Source organism: Corynebacterium sp. HMSC062A03 (assembly GCF_001811145.1).
GTDB lineage: Bacteria > Actinomycetota > Actinomycetes > Mycobacteriales > Mycobacteriaceae > Corynebacterium > Corynebacterium aurimucosum.
In genome coordinates, this window is sequence record NZ_KV803690.1 from 43,157 (window position 1) to 62,410 (window position 19,254).

Annotated in this window: 22 protein-coding genes; 17 read left to right on the top strand and 5 right to left on the bottom strand. The window is 63.5% G+C overall.

The features are described 5' to 3' along the window. Nucleotides 1–49: 49 nt before the first annotated feature. Nucleotides 50–349, bottom strand: a complete 300-nt coding sequence (locus HMPREF2781_RS09130) for a rhodanese-like domain-containing protein (RefSeq protein WP_070645612.1) — start codon at nucleotides 347–349, stop codon at nucleotides 50–52. 90 nt (nucleotides 350–439) lie between these two features. Here HMPREF2781_RS09130 and HMPREF2781_RS09135 point away from each other — a divergent pair, with 90 nt between their 5' ends. Then, nucleotides 440–1,252: an endonuclease domain-containing protein gene (locus HMPREF2781_RS09135; RefSeq protein WP_070445854.1), complete on the top strand. Its 813-nt coding sequence runs from the start codon at nucleotides 440–442 to the stop codon at nucleotides 1,250–1,252. A gap of 162 nt (nucleotides 1,253–1,414) precedes the next feature. Here the strand turns inward: HMPREF2781_RS09135 and HMPREF2781_RS09140 are convergent, their stop codons facing one another. Together HMPREF2781_RS09140 and HMPREF2781_RS09145 are read right to left on the bottom strand one after the other, a co-directional pair. Continuing rightward, on the bottom strand, nucleotides 1,415–2,071 hold the full coding sequence (locus HMPREF2781_RS09140) for a LuxR C-terminal-related transcriptional regulator (protein WP_070645531.1): 657 nt from the start codon (nucleotides 2,069–2,071) through the stop codon (nucleotides 1,415–1,417). A gap of 3 nt (nucleotides 2,072–2,074) precedes the next feature. Continuing rightward, nucleotides 2,075–2,779, bottom strand: coding sequence for a sensor histidine kinase (locus HMPREF2781_RS09145; protein WP_070645533.1), 705 nt, complete (start codon nucleotides 2,777–2,779; stop codon nucleotides 2,075–2,077). A 98-nt stretch (nucleotides 2,780–2,877) separates the two neighbouring features. On the opposite strand from HMPREF2781_RS09145, the gene HMPREF2781_RS09150 reads away from it, so the two are divergent. Genes HMPREF2781_RS09150 through HMPREF2781_RS09160 form a run of 3 tightly spaced genes read left to right on the top strand, consistent with a single transcriptional unit; the run spans nucleotide 2,878 to nucleotide 5,887 of the window. Further along, nucleotides 2,878–3,564, top strand: a complete 687-nt coding sequence (locus HMPREF2781_RS09150) for an ABC transporter ATP-binding protein (protein WP_070645535.1) — start codon at nucleotides 2,878–2,880, stop codon at nucleotides 3,562–3,564. Continuing rightward, entirely contained in the window at nucleotides 3,561–4,961 is a 1,401-nt protein-coding gene (locus HMPREF2781_RS09155) for an FtsX-like permease family protein (protein ID WP_070445866.1), read from the top strand. Before HMPREF2781_RS09150 ends, HMPREF2781_RS09155 begins: the two co-directional genes overlap by 4 nt. Next, entirely contained in the window at nucleotides 4,958–5,887 is a 930-nt protein-coding gene (locus HMPREF2781_RS09160) for a S41 family peptidase (protein ID WP_070445869.1), read from the top strand. Before HMPREF2781_RS09155 ends, HMPREF2781_RS09160 begins: the two co-directional genes overlap by 4 nt. 78 nt (nucleotides 5,888–5,965) lie before the next feature. On the opposite strand, the gene HMPREF2781_RS09165 is transcribed toward HMPREF2781_RS09160, so the two are convergent. Both HMPREF2781_RS09165 and HMPREF2781_RS09170 read right to left on the bottom strand, forming a co-directional pair. Continuing rightward, nucleotides 5,966–6,523, bottom strand: a complete 558-nt coding sequence (locus HMPREF2781_RS09165; RefSeq protein ID WP_246821831.1) for an endonuclease domain-containing protein — start codon at nucleotides 6,521–6,523, stop codon at nucleotides 5,966–5,968. A gap of 405 nt (nucleotides 6,524–6,928) precedes the next feature. Further along, on the bottom strand, nucleotides 6,929–7,402 hold the full coding sequence (locus HMPREF2781_RS09170) for an inorganic diphosphatase (RefSeq protein WP_010188812.1): 474 nt from the start codon (nucleotides 7,400–7,402) through the stop codon (nucleotides 6,929–6,931). 69 nt (nucleotides 7,403–7,471) lie between these two features. Here HMPREF2781_RS09170 and dacB point away from each other — a divergent pair, with 69 nt between their 5' ends. From dacB to HMPREF2781_RS09235, 13 genes are read left to right on the top strand one after another with little or no spacing between them, the layout of a single operon-like run. Then, nucleotides 7,472–8,758 carry a D-alanyl-D-alanine carboxypeptidase/D-alanyl-D-alanine endopeptidase gene (dacB, locus tag HMPREF2781_RS09175; protein WP_070645537.1) on the top strand — a complete coding sequence of 429 codons (1,287 nt, stop codon included), beginning with the start codon at nucleotides 7,472–7,474 and terminating at the stop codon, nucleotides 8,756–8,758. Continuing rightward, entirely contained in the window at nucleotides 8,748–9,707 is a 960-nt protein-coding gene (gene tilS / locus HMPREF2781_RS09180; protein ID WP_083308555.1) for a tRNA lysidine(34) synthetase TilS, read from the top strand. The genes dacB and tilS overlap by 11 nt, the downstream gene beginning before the upstream one ends. Beyond that, on the top strand, nucleotides 9,691–10,278 hold the full coding sequence (hpt, locus tag HMPREF2781_RS09185; RefSeq protein ID WP_070645541.1) for a hypoxanthine phosphoribosyltransferase: 588 nt from the start codon (nucleotides 9,691–9,693) through the stop codon (nucleotides 10,276–10,278). Before tilS ends, hpt begins: the two co-directional genes overlap by 17 nt. Nucleotides 10,279–10,326: 48 nt before the next feature. Then, complete coding sequence (gene ftsH / locus HMPREF2781_RS09190) at nucleotides 10,327–12,774, top strand: ATP-dependent zinc metalloprotease FtsH (RefSeq protein ID WP_070645542.1); 2,448 nt, start codon at nucleotides 10,327–10,329, stop codon at nucleotides 12,772–12,774. Further along, complete coding sequence (gene folE, locus HMPREF2781_RS09195; RefSeq protein ID WP_070445888.1) at nucleotides 12,764–13,354, top strand: GTP cyclohydrolase I FolE; 591 nt, start codon at nucleotides 12,764–12,766, stop codon at nucleotides 13,352–13,354. Before ftsH ends, folE begins: the two co-directional genes overlap by 11 nt. Before the next feature lie 5 nt (nucleotides 13,355–13,359). Further along, nucleotides 13,360–14,289: a dihydropteroate synthase gene (gene folP, locus HMPREF2781_RS09200; protein ID WP_070445890.1), complete on the top strand. Its 930-nt coding sequence runs from the start codon at nucleotides 13,360–13,362 to the stop codon at nucleotides 14,287–14,289. A 3-nt stretch (nucleotides 14,290–14,292) separates the two neighbouring features. Beyond that, nucleotides 14,293–14,664, top strand: a complete 372-nt coding sequence (folB, locus tag HMPREF2781_RS09205; protein WP_070445894.1) for a dihydroneopterin aldolase — start codon at nucleotides 14,293–14,295, stop codon at nucleotides 14,662–14,664. Further along, nucleotides 14,664–15,137 carry a 2-amino-4-hydroxy-6-hydroxymethyldihydropteridine diphosphokinase gene (folK, locus tag HMPREF2781_RS09210; protein ID WP_070645544.1) on the top strand — a complete coding sequence of 158 codons (474 nt, stop codon included), beginning with the start codon at nucleotides 14,664–14,666 and terminating at the stop codon, nucleotides 15,135–15,137. Before folB ends, folK begins: the two co-directional genes overlap by 1 nt. Beyond that, on the top strand, nucleotides 15,137–15,610 hold the full coding sequence (locus tag HMPREF2781_RS09215) for a DUF3180 domain-containing protein (protein WP_070645546.1): 474 nt from the start codon (nucleotides 15,137–15,139) through the stop codon (nucleotides 15,608–15,610). Before folK ends, HMPREF2781_RS09215 begins: the two co-directional genes overlap by 1 nt. Nucleotides 15,611–15,615: 5 nt before the next feature. After that, nucleotides 15,616–16,833, top strand: coding sequence for a DUF6779 domain-containing protein (locus HMPREF2781_RS09220; RefSeq protein WP_070645548.1), 1,218 nt, complete (start codon nucleotides 15,616–15,618; stop codon nucleotides 16,831–16,833). Further along, nucleotides 16,834–17,511, top strand: a complete 678-nt coding sequence (locus HMPREF2781_RS09225; RefSeq protein ID WP_083308556.1) for a Rossmann-fold NAD(P)-binding domain-containing protein — start codon at nucleotides 16,834–16,836, stop codon at nucleotides 17,509–17,511. 23 nt (nucleotides 17,512–17,534) lie between these two features. Then, a complete protein-coding gene (locus HMPREF2781_RS09230) occupies nucleotides 17,535–18,266 on the top strand; it encodes a pantoate--beta-alanine ligase (protein ID WP_070645616.1) in 732 nt (243 codons plus the stop codon). Nucleotides 18,267–18,305: 39 nt separating this feature from the next. Then, nucleotides 18,306–19,253 (top strand): 2-dehydropantoate 2-reductase, encoded by a 948-nt coding sequence (locus HMPREF2781_RS09235; protein ID WP_070645550.1) that lies wholly within the window; start codon nucleotides 18,306–18,308, stop codon nucleotides 19,251–19,253. Nucleotide 19,254 lies beyond the last annotated feature (1 nt).

Consider the following 19,254-nt stretch of genomic DNA (forward strand, 5'->3'; position numbering starts at 1 on the left):
CGATACTACGCGCCTACCGTAGCAAACTTAAATCATGGGTTATGGCCCACTAGTTTGGGTAAACCATGGGGCGGCCTTGGGCCTTCCATGCGTCCGTGCCGCCTTCGATATTGATGACGTCCCAGCCTTTCGCGTGCTCGAGGTACTGGCAGACCTGCATGCTGCGCCCGCCTGCATGGCAGATGACGTAGATATCGCGGTCGGGGTCAATCTCGTCGAGGCGCTCGACGAGGTCTCCCATCGGGATGTGCGTGGCGCCTTGGGCATGCTCGGTGTTCCACTCGTGGTCCTCGCGGACGTCGATGAGCTGGGCGCTTTCAGGTACTTCAGTGGGTTGTACGTTCTGCATGCGCACCAGCTTACGGGGTTTTCTTGCGTGGGTGGCGGGGGTTCTTTATCGTGAGAAGCGCGGGGTGGGGTAATCAATCGGAGGGGCTAAATGGAGGAGATTGTCGGCCGCGCAGGCGCAGCGGCAGCGGCCAAAGGTGAGGCGATCAAAATTACGCGGGGGCTGTACCTACCGCGTGAACCAACGGCATACGAGCTAGCGCAGGTGCTCAGCCGGCATTGGCCAGACAGTGCGTTGGACGGATATTCCGCAGCGATGGTGCTTCTTGAGCGGAAACCTGGCTTTCCACTGCAGCTCATTCGCGAAAAAGGCTTAGAGGATACGCGCTTTTATGTCGGTCGCCGCGCCCGCCCAAAGGGGGTATTTCCCTATGACGGGATAAACGTCTGCAATCCACTGCAGGCGGTGGAGGCCATAGAAGAAAAGCACGCGGTGAAGTTCCTGGAAACGTTCTTGTCTGGTAGGGACGCGGAAAAGCGGCTGAAGTTGCTCTCCATGGACTTTCGGCGGTTCCCGCAACACACTCGGCGAGTGTTAGAGAAAGCAGTCATCGGTGCGGATAGTGTGCCCGAGCGGGCCCTTACTCGTGCTCTGGAGCCCTTCTTTAAGGTGCTCAACAACGCGAAAATTGGCCCCTACCGGTGGGATCTCCTTTTGGAAGAGCACAAGATTGCCATCGAGGTCGACGGCTACGCTTATCACCGCGGGGAAAACCGCCGGCAGTTCGAGCTTGACCGCCAAAAGTTGAATGATGTGGTGCATCGCGGCTATACGCCCCTCCACTTCACCGCGACCACGATTGAGCATCATTTGGACAAGGTGGTGGAGCAGGTGCGCGGGGTGGCACAAGGGACGAAACGGTATCTGGACCCGCCGTGGATGTGGCACCGGTTCTTTGTGTGAGTGTGCGAGGGGGTTTGATGTCGTTCACGGTAAATAAGGCCGAAAAATCGCGAAAATTTGGGCCTTATTTACCGTGAACGTAGTCAAGATAACGTGCTCGAGGGGCGAAAGCATACAGCTGCTACCCGTGTGGAGTACGGGGTCAAAACGGCAGCGGCCGGTTTAGCGGTGCGCGGAGAGGTACTCCAAGATTGCCTTGACGCGGCGGTTGTCTTCGCTGGGATCTAAACGCAGCTTGGTGAAGATATTGGAGACGTGCTTGGCCACCGCGGCGGAAGACAGGACGAGCTCGGCGGCGATGTCCTTGTTGGACTTGCCGCGCGACATCAATTCGAGCACCTCGCGCTCGCGCGGGGTGAGTTCGCCCAGTCCGCTGCGCCCTGAGCTCATTAAAGCCTGCGCCACGGTGGGATCGATGACGGTACCGCCCTGGGCCACCACGTCCAGGCTGGAGAGGAAGTCCCGCACCTCGGAGACGCGGTCTTTCAAAAGGTAGCCGGTGCCAGCATCAGGGGAGTCGAAGAGCTCCACCGCGTATGCGGGGGCTACATACTGGGAGAGCACCATGACGGGTAAGCCCGGGTAGGCATTTCTCAAGTTCACGGCGGCTTTCAAACCGTCATCGCCCATGGCCGGTGGCATGCGCACGTCCGTGATGACGATATCCGGCAGCTCATCGCGCAGCTTGTCCACCACCGCCTCGAGCGCCGGCGCAGAATCCGCCTGGCCCACAATCGAATGCCCGCGGCGCTCCAGAAGGCCGGCGAGACCCTCACGCAGAATGGCGGAATCATCCGCCACCACGATTCTCAAACTCATTTCTTACACTCCTGACTGTCCGCGATCGAGAAGAAGAGGAATCGAGCACGCCAGCCTCGTGGGCCCGCCCGGGGGAGACGATAAAGTCATCTCTCCGCCGAAAGCGGCGAGGCGCTCGGCCATCCCCGCTAGGCCGTGACCTTGTACAACCTGCGCGCCGCCCGGCCCCTCATCCACCACGGTGATTTTTAAAGAGGCATCTGCGGTCACTAAAACGGAAACCGGCGCGCCGGGCGCGTGCTTGGCCGCATTCGTCAGAGCTTCCGTGCCGAAGAAGTAGCCGCAGGCCAGCACGGAAGCGGAGAGTTTTGGCAAAGGATGCGGGGCGAAGACGCTGACGTGGGGGCCGTGGGAAGAGGAGACGTCGGCAAGCGCGGCCACCAAACCATGATCCTGCAGGACCTGCGGGTGGATGCCGTGCACCGTGGCACGCAGGGAGTGCAGGCCGCGGTCCACGTCCTGTTTGGCGGCGGTGAGAAGCTCAGCGAGGTCTGCGGGGGCGTCGAGAAGTGCCTCACCCAACTTCATGCTCGCGGCCACGAGGTATTGCTGCGCGCCGTCGTGCAGGTCGCGCTCGATGCGTGCGCGCTCCACCTCATAGGCATCCGCGATGGCGCGGCGCGAGGCCGTGAGCTGCGCAATCTTCTCTGCTTGCTGCTGCTCATGGTTGGTGGGCTGGGGCTTTCTTCGGAACACGGCTTTCAGCATAACGGGCGCCACCGACTGCAGGGGTAGTGCTGGCACTACCGTAAAGAGCAACGCTAGGGCTGTTCTTTCTGCGGGCCCTTCACGGTGGAATGAGAGACATGGCACAGACACTTTCCCTGACAGACATCACCAAGGATTTTGGCGGCGGCCCGGTGCTCGCCGGAATCTCCCTCGACATCGCGCCGGGCGAGCTCGTGGCCGTCATGGGGCCGTCCGGCTCCGGCAAGTCCACGCTGCTGCACTGCATGTCCGGCGTGCTCACCCCCACGCACGGCAGCGTGCGCTACGGAGATGAGGAGCTCTCCGCGCTTGGCGACGGCCCCCGCTCCCGCCTCCGCCTGCGCAACTTCGGCTTCGTCTTCCAGGATGGTCAATTGCTGCCGGAGCTGAGCAACGTGGATAACGTGGCGCTGCCAGCCATGCTTAACGGTATGGGTCGGAGTGCTGCCCGCAAGCGCGCGATGGAGCTGCTGGACCAGCTGGGCCTGGGCGGCCTGGCGGATCGCCGCCCGGCGCAGGTGTCCGGTGGCCAGGCGCAGCGCGTGACTATCGCGCGTGCGCTGGTGGCCAATCCGGGCGTCGTCTTCGCCGACGAGCCCACCGGTGCGCTGGACCAATCCACGGGTCACGAGGTCATGCAGATGCTGACCACCATCGTGCGCCAGTCCGGGGCGAGCCTGGTCATGGTCACGCACGACCCGAAGGTGGCCGACTGGATGCAGCGCCGCGTGGAGATTCGCGATGGCATCATCCACGATGACCGCCGCCTCGAGGTGATCCGATGAACACCGCGACTTTAGTCTTTGACCTGCAGCGCGAATCCATTCGTGCGCGCTCCGGAACAGGAATTGTTTCCTTGCTGGCCATTGTGAGCCTGACCATTGGTTCCGCCATTGCCTTCCTCGTCGCGGGCGGTACGTGGATGTTTTGGCAACGCGCCCAGCACGTCGAGGAAGCCGCGCCCGCGCTCAAGGAGGCCTTCGGCAACGAGATGGAGGCCTTTCTTTATCCTTGGTTTGCCCTGGCCCTGCTGGCCTGCGCCTTCATTCTTCCGGCGCTGTTTAACCTCACAGCCCAAGCCGCCGTCCTCGGCGCCTCCGGCCGGGAGCAGCGCCTGGCCACCCTGCGTCTTCTGGGGTTGAGCTCCCGCCAGGTGGAGCGCATGGCCATCGTGGAGACGGGCCTGCAAGCCATCATCGGCATCGTGCTCGGTGGGCTGATCAGCCTGCTCATCGCGCCGGTCTTTACGCAGGTGGACTTCCAGATGCGTTCTATTGCTGTATCCGAGATTCTTCTCCCGTGGTGGGGTTATCTAGCCGTGGCCGGTGTGCTCTTTGTGTTGGCTATCGGTGCGGCACTCGTCGGCATGCAGCGCGTGCGCGTGAGCCCCCTGGGGGTGGCCAAGCGCCAGATGCCCGCGGCCTATCGCTGGTGGCGCGTCATCGTCTTCCTCATCATCGCGGGTATCGGTGGTGTGTTGCTCTCCGGAAAGGCGGGCCCGCCGACCGCCATGGTCATCGTGGTCATGTTTGGCATGGTGATGAGCATCAACCTCATTTCCCCTTTTATCTTGCAGCTCGGCGCACACATCATGTCTCTCTTTCCTGGCACCGCGCACTTCGTGGCCTGCCAGCGAGTGGCGGGCAATGCGCGCCCGGCATGGAAGCGGAGTGCGGCCATCGCGTTCTTCGGCTATTTGGCGGGCTTTCTCGTTGCCGCCCCCTTGGGCTCCGACGCCTTGGCTCTCGTGCTCAAGGAAGATCCCGGAATGAACGTGGTATTCAAAGACATCTCCACCGGTGTCTTATTAACCCTCATCTTCGGCTTCACGCTGACCACCATGTCCATCATTCTGGGGCAGGTCTCCGGCATCTTCGAAGACAAGGAACTCATCCGCTCCCTGGATCTCATGGGCGTGCCGCGCGGCTTCCAGTTCCGCTCCGGTGTCCTGACCATCATGGGGCCTGTGGTGGGATTGAGCTTCTTCGGCTTCCTTTTCGGCGGCGGGATCGCCTCGCTGATGTTCTTCTCCAGCGTCGAACAAAGCAATGTCGACGTTCTTGGCCGTCTGCTCATGGCCTTCGGATTCCTAGCCGTGGGCTGGCTGGTCACGCTGCTTGCCATTATCCTTGTTGAGCCCCTGCGCGGCTACGTGCTGCGAACCGGAGGGAGAAAAGAATGAAAACTGTACTGAAAATCTTCGGCGGACTTTTTCTCGTTGCCCTCATCGCCGTGGCTGCGGCCGTGTATTTCTTCGGCCCCTCTTACGGTGGGGCATTCTTCGGAAAACCCGTGTTTCTTTTTAATGCCAGCGAGAAGCGCATCAATACCGCGATGGTGGATACCGCAGCGCTCTCCGGAATCTATGGCGAAAGTGAGGAATTCCAGCGCGCACGCGAGGCCTTCAAGGAGGACCCCACGAACACCGAGCTCCTCGATGCTGCCATCAACGCCGCCGGCGGCAAGCACTCCAAGGTCTTTAGCACCGAAAAGGAAAAGGCCGCCGAAAGCACCGAGCCTTCGGTCGACTTCGAGGACGGCGTCCTGCGCGCGACCGTGCCCTCCATCGGCCGCCACGATGACGGCCAGGCCTACGCCGATACGCTCGCTCAAGGTCTGGCCGCGCACCCGGAGGCCTGCGCTGCCGTGGTGGATCTGCGGAGCAATGACGGCGGCGACATGGGGCCGATGTATGCGGGCTTAAGCCCCCTGCTACCGGATGGCACCGCGCTCTCCTTCGTCAGCCGTATGGGCACAACTGACGTGGTCATCGACGGAAACTCCGTGACCGGCGGAGGTACTGCAACCACCACAGCGGGCGGCAAGCTCGACGTTCCCGTCGCCGTGCTGACCGACGGTGAGACCGCCTCCTCCGCCGAAGCCACCCTCTTAGCCTTCCGCGGGCTGGACAACGTGCGGACCTTCGGTGAGCCGACTGCCGGCTACGCCTCTGCCAACGTGGTCCTGGATTATCCGGACGGCCGCTCGCTCATGCTCACCACGGCCAAGGACAAGGCGCGCACGGGCGAGGAATTCGCCGAGGACCCCATCGCTCCCGATGCCCCGGAATCCGAGCTCGACGGCTGGCTCGCGTCCCACTGTAGTTAGTTAGCTGCAGTGTTAGTAAGCCGCAGCGTTAGTCAGCCCAGTTCGTTGTCGGCACGTTGCGGCTGAACAGCTGCAACGCTAGCCTGCCCAACGCTCGCCTTCCCACCGCCAGTAGTGGTGCCACTTCCACGGCGGAGGCACGAACTCACCCCGCCCTTGTATGACCGCGAGCACCTGGTGCACAGCGACGTCGAGGTGGTGCTCAATCGTGGCGGCGGTGAAGTGGAGGGGCCGGTAGCCGCGTTGAATGGCGTCGTTAAGCTTCTGGCGGTCGATTTCGAAACGCTGCCGGTTCTCGCCTTTGTGGTAGGCATAGCCATCCACCTCGATGGCCACCTTGTACTCCTCTAGCACCAAGTCCCAGCGGTAGGGGCCAATCCGCACGTTGTTGCGGACCTTGACGTGCGGCTCGAGGCCTCGGGTGAGGTCGCGCTCCGGCTTGCTATCCGCCCCAACGATGGCTTTCTCTAGGATTTCACGCGTGTGCTTGGGCAGGCGGCGAAAGTCTAGCTGTTCGGTCTCAATGCGCGAGCGTCCGTGCGGCCCGGCGAAGAAGGCTTCGATGAAGGCTACGGCATCCTCCTGCGCCATCGTCTCAATGCATTGCAGGGGACTACATACATTGACTCCGTTCATGCTGCCCAGTGCCTTGGGGCGCGCCCGCCGACTGCGAAAGTACGTGCTCGATGGGAGAGTGGAGTCGCGAATAAACTCGAGCGGGAATTGAAGGGGCTGTTCTAAGTACCGGCGAGCGGCGGAATAGCCGTCAAGCGCTAAGTCAGGCCATTCACGCGACATGATTTGTGCTAGCTGAAGCGGTGTTGGCTCCTTTGAGAGGTAAAAGCCATTCGCAATCTTGATGGCTCCCTTGCGCCGAGCCCCGCGGGAGACATCGCGTCCCCGATAAATCTCAATCAATGTTTCCCCCGGAACGAAAAAAGGTACGTTTTCGCAAATAGTGGCGAAAAACTGGTAGGTTTTCAGCCCTTATTTACCAAAACGTACCTGACAGTGCTCTCGCTGGCACGCGAAAGCGGCGGCTTACTTGAAGCGAGCCTTCGCTTCCTCGAGGATCTTCTCTGCCTCAGCCTTGTCGCCCCAGCCGGAGCCAGTAACTTCCTTGTTCGGCTCCAGGTCCTTGTAGCGGGTGAAGAAGTGCTCGATCTCGTCCTTGATGTGCTGTTCCACATCGTTGATGTCCTGGTAGCGCTCCCAGCGCGGGTCATCGACGACGGCGAGCAGCTTGTCGTCGCCGCCGGCCTCATCGGTCATCTTGAACACGCCGAGGACACGAGCCTCCACGACAACGCCGGGGAAGACCGGCTCCGGGAGGATGACCAGTGCGTCCAGCGGGTCGCCATCCTCACCCAGGGTGTGGTCGATGAAGCCGTAGTCAGCCGGGTAGGCCATCGGGGTGAACAGGTAGCGGTCGAGGTGGACCTTGCCGGTCTCGTGGTCGATCTCGTACTTGTTGCGGGAGCCCTTAGGGATCTCGATGGTTACTTCAACGCTCACGGCTGAATCCTCCATAACTATTAGGTTGGTATGTGCTCCGCTTAGTCTACCGCGCTAGTCTAAAGGGCGATGAAAGCTAAGCATGTCTGGTGGAGTACTGCGGCCCTCGTCACGGCTGGTGCCGTGGCGGCGACGGCCGCCGTGGGCGTAGAAGTCCAGCGCACCTACGATCACCTGGACCACGGCCAGCCCTATAAGCAGGAAGAACCCACAACACTGGTCCAGCCCGTCGAGCCCGGCGATTTCGACGCCGCTGCGCTCAAAGCCAGGTTGGATGAGCTGGGCAAAGACAAGGCTCTAGCTACTTTCGGCGGGCAGGTCATCGACACCACCACCCACGAGGTGCTGTGGGAGCGCGAGCCCGCGAAGCCGCTGACCCCGGCCTCCGCTACTAAGGTCCTCACCCTCGCCGCAGCAACACTCGCTCTCGATGAGGAAGAGCGCCTCACCACCGAGGTGGTCGCAGGTGCGCACGAGGGCGAAGTTGTTATCAAGGCCGCCGGCGATGTCTGGCTGACGGACGAGCGTCTCGATGAGCTGGCGGAACAGATCCAGCAGAAGATGGATACCGTCACGCGAGTCTCCATCGACACCTCCATCTGGGCCGGTCCCGACCAGGCACCAGGCTGGGACGATGACAATATCGATGGCGGCTATGTCGCTCCCATCCAGCCTGCCATGCTCTATGGCGGGCGCATTGGGGAAAAGACCGGCGACGTTCCGCGCTCCCACGAGCCTGCCCTCGATGTAGCCCGCGCGCTGGCCGCCCGCCTGGGCGCCGACAAAGCCGACTTAAGCTCAGCCCCCGAGAATTCCGAGGTCCTCGGCACCAGCGAGTCCGAGCCACTGGCCCTGCGCGCCCAGGAAGCAATAAAGTATTCAGACAACGTCATGGCGGAGGCCATCGCCCGCGAGCTGGCCGTCGGCCAGGGCACGGAAGCAAGCTTCGACGGCGCCACGATGGCCATCCTCGACGAGCTGCGTGGCGCCGGCATCGACGTCAACGGCGTCACCCTCAAGGACGGCTCCGGCCTCTCCCGCGATAACCGCATTCCCGCTGGGCTCCTCGCCCACATCGCGGACCAAGCCGTAGCCACCGACGAGCTTCGCCCGCTCTTGGGCTACCTCCCTCTTGCCGGTGGCGAAGGAACCCTCTACGAGCGCTATCACGATTCTTCTGCGCGCGGATTTGTTCGCGCCAAGACCGGCACCCTCACGGGAACTTCCGCGCTGACCGGTACCGCCCAGGGCCAGTCGGGCCGCGTCTACGCCTTCGCCTTCCTGGTCAACGACGGCGAAGTCACCTCCGCCCGTCAGGCCCAAGACGCCCTCGCCGCCGCACTTCATGACTTCTAAGAAACCTTTTTGGCCACGTAAAAGCCCCAACTTCTTGGCCTGCCGCGTCGCCGTCCGCGCTGTGGTGGGTGAGCAACCACGCGCCATAGCGGTGGGTCTATCCGGCGGCGCCGATTCCTTGGCGCTGACCGCAGCACTCCTCGCGGAGGGGCACGAGGTGACAGCGCTATGCGTGGACCACGATTTGCAGGAAGGCTCGGCCGCGCAGGCGCGCCGAGCTGCTGAGCAGGCCCGCGCCTTGGGGGCGGGAGCGGATGTGTTGCGGGTGGACGTCGCCAAGCAAGGCTCCGTCGAGGCCGAAGCCCGCGCTGCCCGGTACCGTGCCTTCGCGCCTTGGGCTGAGGTGGCGGTGGCGCATACCGCCGATGACCAGGCTGAAACCCTGCTGCTCAGCGCCCTCCGTGGGAGGGTGGCGGGCATGCGCGAGCGCTCCGAGGTGGAAGGCGTACACGTCCTGCGGCCCCTACTGAGCGTGCGCCGCGCCCAGACCGAGGCCGCCTGCGCGGAGCTGGGCCTGGAGGTCTGGCAGGACCCCCAGAACCAGGACCTGGCCTTCCGCCGCGTAGCACTGCGCCACGAGATCCTCCCGCGCCTGCAGGAGATCGTGGGTGGAGACCCCGTCCCGGCCTTAGCCCAGGCGGCCTACGACGCCGCGCTTGACGACGCCCTCCTCAGCACCCACCCCACCACCGACTGCACCGAGCTGGCCGTTCTTCCAGAACCGAAGCGCCGCCGGGCGATCGCCTCGTGGCTGCGCGAGGAAGGAGCGGAGGTTACGCGCGAGGCGGTGCGCGGCATCGATGCCCTGTGCACGCGCTGGCATGGACAAGGCCCCGTCGCCGTCCGCAGCGAAAAGAAAGGTACAAGGTTGGAAGTAGCACGCGTTGGTGGCAAACTGTCACTATTGCCTCGGTCAGCAAAGGAGCGCTCACGTGCACGACACCCATGAATCAGCCGTCCCCGCCCACCCCTACGGAGAGGACATCAAAAACGTTCTCATCGCCGAAGACGATCTTCAGGCGCGCATCCAGGAGATGGCGGACCGCGTTGCCGAGAAATACCGCAACACCGACGAGGACCTCATCTTGGTCTGCGTGCTCAAAGGCGCGGTCTTCTTCCTGACGGACTTCGCCCGCAAGCTCAGCATCCCCTCCCAGCTGGAGTTCATGGCGGTCTCGTCCTACGGTAACTCGGCTTCCTCCTCGGGAGTGGTGCGGATTCTAAAAGATCTGGACCGCGATATCGAGGGCCGCGATGTGCTCATCGTGGAGGACATCATCGACTCCGGCCTGACCTTGTCCTGGCTCATCCGCAACCTGCAGGGCCGCCAGCCGCGTTCCCTGGAAGTGGTCACGCTGCTGCGCAAGCCCGAAGTAGTCAAGGCGGAGCTGGATCTTTTTGACGTGGGCTTTGACATCCCTAACGAGTTCGTCGTGGGTTATGGCCTGGATTTCGCGGAGCGCTATCGCGATCTTCCTTTCGTGGGCACGCTGGACCCCGCGGTCTACAGCAACGACTAGTCTTTTCTTGTCCTCTCACCATGAGGCCTCGAATTCGCAAGGTAATTAATGAAAAATAAGAACATCATTCGCTATGGCTCGATCGCGGGCCTGGTTCTCATTCTGCTGTACGCCTTTACGTTCTTTAGCAACGATGCCCGCAGCTTCAAGCAGGTTGACACCTCGGTGGCCATGCAGCAGCTGGCGGATCAGAACGTTGAGGAAGCGCAGATCGATGACCGCGAGCAGCAGCTGCGCCTCAAGCTCAAGGAACCAGTAACGGTCGAAGAGCAGGAGGGCATCGAGGAGGTCATTGCCAAGTACCCGGCACGCGCCTCCGAGCAGGTCTTCAACGCGGTGAAGGATTCTGGTGCGGATAAGTACCAGACCAAGGTCACACAGGATTCCTTCATTGGCTCCATGATCAGCTTCCTGCTGCCGATGCTGATTCTCTTCGCGCTGCTGTTCTGGATGATGACCCGCATGCAGCAGGGCGCGGGCGGCATGTTCGGCATTGGTGGTTCCAAGGCGAAGGAGCTGACCAAGGACATGCCTACCAACACCTTCGCGGATGTGGCCGGCGCGGATGAAGCTGTGGATGAGCTGCAGGAAATCAAGGACTTCCTGGATGATCCGGAGCGCTACCATGAGCTGGGCGCAAAGATCCCGCGCGGCGTGCTGCTTTATGGCCCGCCGGGTACCGGTAAGACCCTTCTGGCCCGCGCGGTCGCGGGCGAGGCTGGCGTGCCTTTCTATTCCATTTCCGGCTCCGACTTCGTGGAGATGTTCGTCGGCGTGGGTGCCTCCCGCGTGCGTGACCTGTTCAAGCAGGCTAAGCAGAACAGCCCGTGCATCATCTTCGTCGATGAGATTGACGCTGTGGGTCGCCAGCGTGGTTCCGGCACCGGCGGTGGCCATGATGAGCGCGAGCAGACGCTGAACCAGCTGCTCGTGGAGATGGATGGCTTCGGCGACCGCGAAGGCGTCATCCTCATCGCCGCGACCAACCGCCCCGACATTCTGGACCCGGCGCTTCTGCGCCCGGGACGCTTCGACCGCCAGATCCCGGTGACCAACCCGGACCTGGCCGGCCGCGAGCAAATCCTGCGCGTGCACGCCAAGGACAAGCCGCTGGCTAAGGAAGTGGATGTGGCGCAGCTGGCCAAGCGCACCGCCGGTATGTCCGGCGCGGACTTGGCCAACGTGCTCAACGAGGCTGCCCTGCTCACCGCCCGCATCGGCGGCAACGTCATTACCTATGACGCGCTGGAGGAGGCCACCGACCGCGTCGTCGGCGGCCCGCGCCGCCAGGGCAAGATCATCTCCGAACATGAGAAGAAGGTCACCGCCTACCACGAGGGCGGCCACACCCTGTCCGCGTGGGCGCTGAAGGATATCGAGCGCGTCTACAAGGTGACCATCTTGGCCCGCGGCCGCACCGGCGGCCATGCCATGACCGCGCAGGAAGACGATAAGGGCATGTACACCCGCGATGAGTTGTTCTCACGCCTCGTCTTTGCCATGGGTGGGCGCGCCGCGGAAGAGCTCGTGTTCGGAGCACCCACCACCGGCGCTTCTTCGGATATTGAGCACGCCACCAAGATTGCGCGCTCCATGATCACGGAGTATGGCTTCAGCCCGGATTTGGGAACCGTCAAGTACGGCAAGGAGCAGGGCGATCCCTTCGCCTATGCCGCCGGCGGCGGTGGCTCCATCGACTATTCGGATGCCGTGGCCGCCAAGATTGATGAGCAGATGGCCTACCTGCTGGACCGCGCGCACCAGCAGGCCTATGACATCCTGTCCGAGCACCGCGACTACCTGGATAAGCTCGCCGAGATGCTCTTGGAGAAGGAAACCCTGCGCCGCCCGGACCTCGAGGGCATTTTCGAAGGCATTGAGCCGCGCGAGGCTTTCGACGTCTTCCCGAACGAGGACGCCCGCTTCCCGCGCCAGGCCGGCCGCGAGCCGGTAAAGACCCCGGTGGAGCTTGCCCAGGAGCGCGGTGAGGAGCTGCCGAAGCGCATGACGCTTCTCGACGCCTCCCGTGCCGCCCGTGCGCGCCGCCACGCGGAGCTCGAGCGCGCGAAGGAAAACGGCGGGGAGGCCGATGGCGCCGCCGCGACATCGGCGGCGCCGGTCGAGGAGATCGGCTTCAGCTTTGGCCAGCACGCAGGCGACTTTGTGGATCCGGAGAAGGGCAATACCTTCTTCGGCGAGTCCGATATCACCGAGCCCACCGGCCGCGAGCTCAGCGCAGACGAGGCCGCCAGCGATGGGGCGCAAGAGGAGACCGTGGCCCCAGAACAGGCCGGCCCTAGCCACGAGGACACCCAAGAGATTCCGCGTGTGCCGAATGCCGCTGCACCGCAGCCGGAAGCCCAGCCGCAACCGCGCGAACCGGAACGCCGCGGCCGCCATGCCAAGCCGGAGGATCACTCCTGGGGAGCACCCGGCTGGGGAGAGAACGAATACCGCAACAACCCATACAAGGATGGCGACACCAATGAGCGATAACATCCCGGCGCAACACGACTTCGATCACGAGCGCGCCGAAGCAGCCATCCGCGAGCTTCTCATCGCAGTGGGCGAGGACCCCGACCGCGAGGGCCTGCGCGAGACCCCGGCCCGCGTGGCCCGCGCCTATGCCGAGGTCTTCGCAGGACTCCACCAGGATCCGACTGAGGTCCTGCACAAGACCTTTGCCGAGGAGCACCAAGAGCTTGTCCTGGTGCGTGATATTCCCATCTACTCCACGTGCGAGCATCACCTCGTGCCCTTCTATGGCACGGCGCACATCGGCTACATCCCCGGTCCCGACGGCCACGTCACTGGACTGTCCAAGCTGGCTCGCCTGGCGGACATGTACGCCAAGCGCCCGCAGGTGCAGGAGCGCCTCACGAGCCAGATCGCCGATGCACTGGTGGAGGTCCTCCACGCGCAGTCCGTCATCGTCGTCATCGAGTGCGAGCACCTGTGCATGGCCATGCGCGGCATCCGCAAGCCGGGAGCGACCACGACAACCTCCGCGGTGCGCGGTGGTTTCAAGAAGAATGCGGCCTCCCGCGCGGAGGTCATGAGCCTGATTAGGAGCTAGCAGCAATGGCAGTCAGCGATCTCACTGTTCCCGGCCGCACGCTGGTCATGGGCATTGTTAACGTCACGGAGGATTCCTTCTCCGACGGCGGGCGCTGGATCAACATCGACGATGCGCTCAACCACGCCCGCCACCTCGTGGAATCCGGCGCGGACATGATCGATGTCGGCGGCGAGTCCACCCGCCCGGGCGCAGTGCGCGTGGCTGCCGAGGAGGAAGAGAGCCGCGTCGTGCCCGTCATCAAGGCGCTGCACGAGGAGGGGATTAAGACCTCCGTGGATACGATGCGGGCCTCGGTTGCCAAAGCCGCTGCGGAGGCCGGCGTCGACATGATCAATGATGTCTCCGGTGGTGCCGCCGACCCAGACATGTACCGCACCATGGCCGAGACCGGCCTGCCGGTGTGCCTCATGCACTGGCGCACCGTCCAATTCGGCAGCGCGGCCGGAGTGGCCGACCACGGCGGGGATGTTGTGCGCGATGTCCACGAATCCTTGGCGAAGCTGGCCGATAGCGCCCTGCAAGCAGGTGTCAGCCACGACAATATCGTCGTGGATCCGGGCCTGGGCTTTGCCAAGTCCCCACAAGATAACTGGGCTTTGCTCAAGGCCTTGCCGGAGTTCCTCCAGGGCGAATTCCCGCTGTTGGTGGGAGCCTCCCGCAAGCGCTTCCTCGCCGCCATCCGGGAGGATCGCGGTGCCGAGTCCAGCCCGCTGCTCGCGGACCCGGCCACCGCGGCCGTGACCGCCATCTCCGCGCAGATGGGCGCGTGGGGCGTGCGCGTGCACGAGGTGGATGTCTCGCGCGATGCCGTGGACGTTGCCGCGGCGTGGAACGCGGGTGCATCCTACACCGGTGGCGCGCATGCCTCCGGCAGCTACGCCAACGGCGCGGACGGCGGAACAGTGGTGTCCACTTCTTTGGGAAAGGCATAAAACATGGCGGATCGCATCGAGCTCACCGGCCTGGAGTGCTTTGGCTACCACGGAGTCTTCGAGGAAGAGAAGAAGACAGGACAGCCCTTCATCGTGGATGTCACCTGCTGGTTGGACACCGCGGGCATCGAGGATGACCTGTCCCGCACGGTGAATTACGCCGAGCTTGCCGACGTCACCGCAGACATCGTCGAAGGCCCCTCCCGGGACCTCATCGAGACGGTGGCTGAAGAAGTCGCCGAGACCGCCATGCGGCGCTTCGAGATTCTCCACGCCATCGAGGTGACCATCCACAAGCCGAAGGCACCCATCCCACGCACCTTTGCCGACGTCGCCGTCGTAGCACGCCGCTCCCGGAAGAGGATGGCAGGCTAATGCGCGCCGTGCTGTCCATCGGCTCCAACATGGAGGATCGCCACGCGCTGCTGCAGACCGTCTTTGATGAGTTTGCCGATGAGACCATCGCCGCCTCTCCGGTCTATGCCACCCCGCCGTGGGGCGTGACTGACCAGGATGAGTTTCTCAACGCGGTGCTCATCGTGGACGTGGACTGCACCCCGCTGGAGCTGCTGCGCCGCGGCCAGAAGTTGGAGGAGGCCGCTGAGCGTGTGCGCGTGCGGCACTGGGGCCCGCGCACCTTGGACGTGGACATCGTACAGATAGACGGCGTGACCTCCGAAGATCCGGAACTTACTCTGCCGCACCCTTATGCCCACGAGCGCGCCTTTGTGCTCGTGCCGTGGCTGGCCGCGGATGAGCACGCGCAGCTTAACGGCACCCCGGTGCGCGAACTCATCGCCGACCTCGATGAGGACGAGGTCGCGGCGGTGAAGGAACTGGGGGAGTAATGACGAGGACGTCGATCGGCGCGCTCATCGGCACGGCCCTTTTCGTGGCCGCGGCGGCCGCCATCCTCACCACCCGCTTTTATGGCTCCATGCTGGCCATCCCGGCAACGGTGTCGATTTCCCTGTGGGCCATGGCGCTGGTGTGCGTGCTGTTGACCCTTAAGGTCCGCGGCGCCAAGGAGGACGAGCACGGCATCGGCCTGGACAACTCGCAGCTCAATCCCATGACCATCGCGCAATTCTTGCTGGTCGGCAAAGCCTCGGCGTGGACCGGCGCCATCGTGGGCGGGGCCTATGCAGGCATGGCAGTTTACGTGGTGCCTCGTGCGGGTGAGCTCGTCGCGGCGGCTGGTGACCTGGCTGGGGTGCTGACCTCTGCGCTGGGTGGTGCCGCGATGTGTGTCGCCGGAGTGGTGCTGGAGCGACACTGCGAGGTGCCACCTCCAACTGATGGGGCACAAGCGGTAAGTTAGTGGGCATGACGAGCCCGCATCACGCCCCTGAGCCCCAGCACGAGTCGGCCCCGGACGATTATCCGACGGCCCAATTTTCTGCGCAGCCGGACTCTCAGCCACCAACGCCGGCGGAGTCTTCTGAGACCGGTTCGAAGACGGATGCTGGTTCCATCGGGCTCATCGTCTTGGTCATTCTGGCGGTCATCGCCAGCCTGGTCATGCTGATTTCGGGTTCGGCGAATGCGCTGAAGATCGCCTTGCTCGCCTCCCTGTGGGCTGCGGTGCTGGGCTTCTTCCTGGTTGTGCGCTACCGCCGCCAGGCCCATGAGGCCAAGGAGCTTCTGGCAGTAGAGCGCGCCCATGCTGCATCCACTTTGACCGCTTCCGGCGCTTCCACTACGGACAACAGTCAGGTCCTGGCGGAGATCCGCTCTGAGCTAGAAGCCATCCGCGCCCAAATCGAGGAGATCTCCGGGCGCGAGTGGGTCTACGAGCCCGCCGCCCTGTATGCGGAGGCTCGCCGCATCCAGGAGCTGGAGCGCAAGGCCGGCGGCGCAGGAGTGGATGAGCGCGGCGATGCACCCAACGTGAACTTCACCCAGAAGTCCGGTGGCGCGCCGTCTGCCGACGCCGTGGCAGGCCGCCTCGGTTCGCAGCCAACCCACCCGGTGAGCAATCCGCTGGATAATCTGCTGGCGGATAATGCTCGTGGCAACGCCCAGCAGCCTGCTGCGAAACCCGCCGAGCAGCCCGCAGATCAGCAGGGCACCCGCCCAGCACCATCTCCCTTCGGTGCACCACAGCCGTCGCAGAACCGTGCCCCGGCGTTTCGCCCCATGGGTGAACCACAGCAGAAGCCGCAGGCGCCGCAGCCGCAGCCCCAGCCGAAGGCCGAAAAGCCGCAGGTAAAGGCAGAGAAGCAGCAGGCGCGCACCGAGCAGAAGCCGCAGCAGCAGAAGCCTCAGACTCAGTCGCAGCCGAAGGCGCCGGAGTTTAAAACCGATAGCTTCCAGGCCGTGCAGTGGAACCAGGGTGCTGCGGGCGCGCAGCACGTCAAGGAGGATACTGGCCCCGCACAGCCGCACCACCGCCATCGCAAGCCGGAGTCAGACAGCGCACAGCCCAGCACCCGTGGCCGTCGCCGCAGCGATGAACACCGTGAGGGCGCGGTCTCCGTGGCGGAGCTCATGGCGCGCAGCAAGCGCCGGAAGGAACAGCAGAACAAGGACACCAAGAAGTAGATGCAGGCACCACGCATGCGGGTGGCGGTCTGGGGTAATTCCCGAGCCGGCATTAACTTCGCCCTCCGTCTGGAGATGGCTGGCCACACCATTGAGAAGCTTGAGGACCCCGCCCAGCTGGACCGCTTCGATGCGCTGATTCTCGCCGCGACGGCGAGGGAGCTGGAAGGGGCTGTCGGGGACGTCGAAAAGCACGTGCGTCCCAAGCAAATCGTCATCCACACCTCATTGCTGGTTGGGGTGGAAGCCCTTGATGAGCTGGAAACGCGCGGGTGTCTGACGATTGCCGCAGCTCCCCTGGGCGACTCCTACGCGGTGGGCGCTCTCGATGAGGTGGCGGATACCGTCATTAGATTGTTGCTCTCAGAGATTCACCAGACCGCAGAAACGGTGCCTGAGGCACAACGTGCCGAGCGAGCCGCGCGGCTGTTCTACGCGGAAATGCTCCGTGCACTCACCGTGTGGGCGTCGATAAAAGCGGAGATTATCGAACATTTTATGGGCAGCTCCTTCGACCTCGACGCCGATGACATTATCGATGCCTACCCCGCCGCGGTGGAGCTCGGCATGGCGCGGAACTACCGCGACGTTGCCCGGATTGTGGGCGAGCAGGAAAAGATTGAAGAATTGGAACTGTGGGCAGTAAGAAAGGAAGCGCCGTGGCCGAACAACTCCTAGTGGAGGACATTGAGCGCATCCGCATGGTGGGCAGCGCCTACCGCAAGACGGGCAAGCGCGTGGTGCTCGTACCGCTGGGCCGCGATATTCACGCCGGGCACCTTGCCTTAGTGCAGGCAGCACAGGGCGTGCGCGGAAGCGTGGTTGTCGTCGCCGTTGACGACGACACTGACATCACCGCCCTCGACGGCGTCGACGTGGTGTGGCGCTATGGCACGCAGAGCCAGCGCACGCGGGTCCTTGCACCCGATCACGGCATGGAAGACGTCAGTGCGGAGTTGACCCGCATTGTGGCGCTGACCTGTGCGCTTGGCCCCAGTGATGTTTTCATGGGGGAGAAGGACTACGAGTTGCTCGTGGCCACCCAGCAGGCCTTTACGGACCTTCACATCGGGGCGCGTGTGCAGGGTGTGCCCTCGGTGCGCATGCCCGATGGTGTGGTGATGAGCCTGCGCAATGCCGACGTGGCATCCGAAGCACGCGAGCAAGCCAGCGCATTGTCAGCGGCACTTACCGCCGGCGCGTACGCGGCGGAGTCCGGGGCCGAGGAAGTCGTCCGCGTGGCACGTGAAGTGTTGGCCGCAGCAAACGTGGAGCCGGAGTACGTCGAGCTGCGTGGGCGCGACCTTGGGGAGCCACCCGCAGAGGGCGATGCCCGCCTCTTTATCGCCGCCACCATCGGCGGCGTGCGGCTCATCGATAACGCGGGCGTGCCGTTGGGAATTGGCTTCCGAAATTTAGAACAGCGCGGATAAAAATCTGTGGCGCAGGTCTCCACCAGTTAGGTTGGAGACATGAAGATTGGAATTCTGGGAGCCGGCGCCATCGGCGGATACTTTGGCGGAAAACTGAAAGCAGCGGGCCACGACGTCGCCTTCGTCGCCCGTGGCGAGACCTTGCGGGTGCTGGGGGAGACGGGCGTGACGCTGATCGACGCCCACGCAGAACCCACCACGACCGAGGTTATTAAGGTACCGGCTGCGCAATCCTTTACTGAGGTCAAGGAGGTCTTGGGTGGGCTGGACGTGGCGATTATCGCGTCGAAGGCGCTGCCGGGCAATGAGACCTTTGGCAGCGCGGAGGACCGCGAGGTCCTGCAGGGTATCCCGGTGGTGACCACGCACAACTCGGTCGAGATTCCGTACCTTGCGGCCGAGGAATTTGGGGAGGAAAACATCCTTGCTGGGGTTGCCCGTGTTTATGCCACCCGTCTGGGGCCGGCTCAGATCAAGCGCAATCCGGGGCCCTTGGCTTTGGCTTTTGGTCCGCTGAGTGCTGATGCGCCGGAGTCACTGCGCCGTACGGGTGAGGAGCTGGCGGCCGCGCTGAAAGAGGCGGGTGCCTCCAGCAAGTTCCACGACGCAGCGCTTGTCGACGTCTGGTCGAAAGCCATGTTCGTTACCCCTACCGGCACTCTGGGCGCCTTGGTGGATAAACCGATTGGCTACCTTTGCCAGGAAATCCCCGGCCAGCTTGAGGCCTTCATGCGGGAAGTCGAGTCTGTTGGACGTGCACTTGGCGTGGACCTGCCTGACAATGTGGTCGAGCAAACCATGGAGTTTGCCCGCCAGCAGCACCCGGATAACACGTCCTCCATGCAGCGCGACATCAAAGAAGGTCTACCAAACGAACTTGACGCCCAGGTCGGAGCTATCCGACGCATGGGCGCCAAAGCTGGGGTAAAGACCCCGTTGTGGGACTTCGCGCAGGATGTGCTCGAAGCCCAGCTGCGCTCGTCCTAAG